We start from the raw sequence: 4,346 nt of genomic DNA on the forward strand, positions 1-4,346 counted from the left end.
TCGATCAGCTTCGAGGCGCACCTGCTGGGCTCCAGGATCGAGTACGACGAGGAGCGCGACACGCTGCAGATCAGCAGCCTCCCCACTCAACTCCGCGACCAGCTCAAGCGGCGCAAGGCCCAAATTGGAGAATGACCATGGCCCGAGAAACCGAAGATAAGTTCGTTGTCCGTATGCCCTTGGGCTTGCGCGATCAGCTAAAGCAAAAAGCCGCGGATAACCACCGTTCGGCCAACAGCGAGATCGTCTACCGACTGGAGCGCAGCAACGCGCTCGAAGAAGAACTCGCGCGAGCAAACCGAATGGTCGACGAACTCTTCGCCAAGAACCAGCGCCTGCAGGCTGAGCTGGCGGCGGCGAACACGCCTCAGGTGGCGGAGGCATGAGTATGGCCAAGATCAACCCGCAAGATCTGAAAGACCGGCTACTTGCCCCTGGTTTTACCGCGCCGCCCAAGGTTCTGGAGCAGTTGTCGGACCCAATCAGCGACACGCCCATGGTGCTGACACTCGACCAGGTCCTCCCCTGGCACGATAACCCCCGGACCACTCGAAACCCGAAATACGATGAGTTGAAAGAATCGATCCGGCATCGAGGCCTCGATACGCCGCCACCAGTGACTCGACGCCCTGGGGAAGACAAATACCGCATTCGCAACGGCGGAAACACTCGCCTGGAAATTCTCAACGAGCTCTACAAAGAGACCGGCGACGAGCGTTACTTCCGCTTCAACTGCCTGTTCAGGCCCTGGGACAAGCAGCGCGGCGAAATCATCGCGCTGACTGGTCACCTGGCTGAGAACGATCTGAAGGGTGACCTGAAGTTCATTGAGCGAGCTATTGGAGTTAAAAAGGCGAAAGTCCTCTATGAACAAGAGAGCGGCGGTGAAAGCATTTCCCAGCGTGAGCTGGCACGTCGGCTAAAAGCGGATGGCTACCCAGTATCTCAGTCCCACATAAGCAAAATGCTGGATACCGTTGAGTTCCTGCTTCCAGCCATACCAAGCATGCTGTACTCGGGCCTGGGGGTTGATCGTGTTTCTCGCATTCTCTCACTGCGCAAGGCCTCTCTGAGCTGCTGGAAACGCCTTTACTCCGGCGAGGGTATCGACTTCGAGATGCTATTCCAGGACACGCTGGCAATCTTCGACAGTAGCCCTGACGAATTCATTTTCGAGCGTTTCCAGGACGAACTCATCGACCAGATGAAGCGACCCCTGGGCCTGCGTTATGACCAGATCCTGCTCGAGATCACCAACGGGCAGCAGGAACAACGCCGCAGCACTCTGGTCGACCTGCCCACACCTGCCGGGCCACCTGAAATTCCACCAGTTGGGCAGGAAAACCCTGCTGCGTCGTCTACTGGGCAAGCACAAATACAGAGCCCCGCTACCGGCCTCCAAACGTCCAAGACCAAGAGCCCCCCGGGTACATCTACCCTGCCAGCTCCGCCGCCACCAGTCCAACAACAGCAACTGACCGACGAGGAGCGTGCAGCGGTCTTGGCAGGCCATATCGTGAGCCCGGTATCGACCAAGATCCAGCAGACTCGCCAACGGCTTGCTGGCCTTGAGGGTGAATATCTACCTGTCTTCGATGAAACAGCCCTGCAGGCAATCCCAGTGCAAGTCGGCGGTCTGCACCCGATCACCGACCTCTGGTACATCGAGCGGTCGATCGATACCCCCGAGATCCTGCGACAGCACATCGCTGACCTGGCTGAAGAGATCGCTCTGCACGTCGGCGCCCCTGGCGAAATCGTCAGGATCCAGGGCGGTGTGGGTTACACGTATCGCGAGCCCAATGAAGACCGTGAGATTACTGATTCAGCGCTGCACCTCATGACGCTGCTTCAAGCGCTCAGCGGCCAGGTCCAAGTCGTTCTGAACACTCACGATCAACAGACCTGCCGCGATGCACTGGGTGAATTCCAGTTCTCAGCTGGCTTCGCTCAGTTGCTGCTGGGTCAACCCACCACAAGCGATCAGCCATCCAGCCAGGAAGGCAGGCTCAATGACGAAGCCCTGGTGAAACTGTTCCGGATCATTCGTCTTGCCCGACGCCTGGTTGACCTTGAGCTGCCGCCGGCCGCCTTCGAGCAAGCAGCTACCGACCAGTGATTTCGCACGATTTGGGGAGAGATCGACATGTCGAAGTCGTTGATCAATGAAGCGGTCCTGACGCAGGTGCTCAACCACCTGCGCAACGGCCAGCTCAGGCGTTGTGCCGAGATGGGGCTGCGGCCGGAGATTCTGGCTCAGCTCCAACAGCCTGCCGTTATGAGCATCCTGACCAATACCCCGGTTTCTTGGGTAGACGTCAGAGTGAACATCGACGTCATGGAGAAAATCCTGGCCACAGCCGAGCGCAGCGCGCAGGAAGACCTGCAGATCGAACGCGCACTGAAGCTGGGAGCCACCACAACGATGATCCAGAGCTTTTTCGGTCTGTCGCCGGAGGACACCGCCACCAAGCGCTTGATGCTGGAGATCCACCCGCGCCGCGGTCGCTGGCGGCAGCTCGATGAACAGATCGAGCGCCAGATATGGTTCCGCTGGGAGCACCTGATGCAGGAAAATCAGGTCCGCCTCGAGGACAGCATGGAGTTGCTGGACATCGCGATGATCCTAACTGAGGAAATCAACGCCGGAATCGAACAAGACAGTCCAGAATTCATCAGCCTCGCCATTGTTTGGTCTCTCATCCAGAGCTGGTTGAAAGACGGGCTCTATCCGTCTGGCAAATCGAGCCAGAGCCAGGCGGGCCTGCAAAAGTCCCAATCCACTATTTACCTCGCTAGCGTCAGCTCACACCTGCCCCACTCTGCCCCATCCGCAACAACGCAGGTGAACGCTGAGACAGAACGTCAACAACTACTGAACCTGGTTCAGTCGGAAGGCGACACAGCACCATGAGGCTGTCGCGCTTTCCCATCTCGACACTGCTGGACTCGGCCTCGGGACATCTCGAGGCCCATTTGTATAAGAAGCGGCTTGCTGCCGAAAGCGGCGAACCGCTGGCTCAACAATATTCCGGCATCATTTTCAGCGGCAATCCTCATGAAACCGTTCCACGGCGCCTCCTCCTGGATAAGCGTCTTACTCCGCTGGAGAGGAACTGCTGGCAAGTTTTCCGCTTGCTCATCAACGACGACGGACTGACCGCGTTCCCGACATACGAGCAACTGCGCCCCTATCTCGGTATGCAGCCGGGCAAGATCGCCTCGCGCGAAACCATCGCCAAGGCACTCACGGTTCTTCGTTTGACACGCTGGCTCAGTCTCGGCCGACGCCTGCGCAACGACCTCAACGGACAAGTACAGGGCAACGTCTACATCCTTCACGACGAGCCTGTCTCTCCAGCCGAAGCCTTGGAGTTGGACACCGACTACATGCAGTTGCTGAGCCAGTCCACCGGCCACAGCAACCGAGCCATACGCGAAATCGGCCAGATCACCTGGCGGGAGTTCAGGGATGACCCGGACGTTGGTCGCCGCCTCCCAACCCATCTGGAGAAGCTCGAGGGACGCTTGAACCACCAGCAATGGGCTATCGATAGTCAGCTCGAAGCGGATCCAGCGGCAGAGTTCGGCATCCGAACTCTGCCCGATCTACCTCATTCAACCCCGAGTTCGGATGCCGAACTCAGTGAAATCAGCGGCAAGCAATGCGCTTTACCGCTGAGTTCGGATGCCGAACCCAGACAGAATCCGCCGAGTACGCCCTTGGTTCGGATGCCGAACTCATATAGTACGTATACATACAAACAAGATTCTGTATGTAAAAAGCCAGTACAACCGCGAGCACGCGAGGAAGCCCATCCGAACTGGCAGGATCTCCTGCACGCACTGGAGGCCGAGCAACGGATCCAGGCAGTAAGCGCGCTCAGACGGGTGTCCGAGGATCTTCGGCTACCCATCATCGAGCAGTGGCAGCACCGTTGTGCCGGCGGAACAGTCAGCAATCCGTTCGGCTACCTCATGACGCTCATCCAGCGTGCAGTTCAGGGCAAGTTCAACGCTTCTTGGGCTCCGGAAGAACCGGCTGAACGAGCCATCCCAGCAGCGGAACGCCCCAGTCGTGCTCCGGCCCCACCAAGCCCCACGACGCCTGAACAGCACCAGGTTCAAATGCGGGGTGATACCCGGACAGGGAGCGAGGTCCTCAGCCGGCTCAAGGACCTTATTCGGCCCAGGCACGGATCGAGCGTGCCATCCGAGCGGGGTGATGAGCCATGAGAAGGTCTCGGCCGGGCGTTGTGCGTTTTCACAGCGGCCTAGGTGTTTCGGCCCGAAACACTCAGTCAGGTCCTGACCTCGGCGCCGGCGGCGAACTGGGTGATTCGGCC

The 4,346-nt window shown here is 58.8% G+C and carries 4 protein-coding genes and 1 pseudogene; all 5 read left to right on the plus strand.

The genetic code is table 11. The features are described 5' to 3' along the window. A pseudogene (locus HMPREF2914_RS32080) lies at positions 1-135 on the plus strand (nucleoid-associated protein YejK); the annotation flags it as partial. Between the two features lie 2 nt (positions 136-137). Beyond that, the gene (locus HMPREF2914_RS27145) at positions 138-386 is read left to right on the plus strand and encodes an ICE element conjugation transcription factor TprA (RefSeq protein ID WP_016254076.1); all 249 of its coding nucleotides are present in this window, start codon (positions 138-140) and stop codon (positions 384-386) included. Further along, a complete protein-coding gene (locus tag HMPREF2914_RS27150; protein WP_033945045.1) occupies positions 383-2,119 on the plus strand; it encodes a ParB family protein in 1,737 nt (578 codons plus the stop codon). The genes HMPREF2914_RS27145 and HMPREF2914_RS27150 overlap by 4 nt, the downstream gene beginning before the upstream one ends. Positions 2,120-2,146: 27 nt before the next feature. Next, positions 2,147-2,914 (plus strand): DUF2857 domain-containing protein, encoded by a 768-nt coding sequence (locus HMPREF2914_RS27155; RefSeq protein WP_016264254.1) that lies wholly within the window; start codon positions 2,147-2,149, stop codon positions 2,912-2,914. Further along, complete coding sequence (locus HMPREF2914_RS27160) at positions 2,911-4,236, plus strand: STY4528 family pathogenicity island replication protein (protein WP_034008366.1); 1,326 nt, start codon at positions 2,911-2,913, stop codon at positions 4,234-4,236. Before HMPREF2914_RS27155 ends, HMPREF2914_RS27160 begins: the two co-directional genes overlap by 4 nt. The last annotated feature ends 110 nt before the right edge of the window (positions 4,237-4,346 follow it).

It is taken from the genome of Pseudomonas sp. HMSC067G02 (assembly GCF_001813485.1).
GTDB classification, from domain to species: Bacteria; Pseudomonadota; Gammaproteobacteria; order Pseudomonadales; family Pseudomonadaceae; genus Pseudomonas; species Pseudomonas aeruginosa.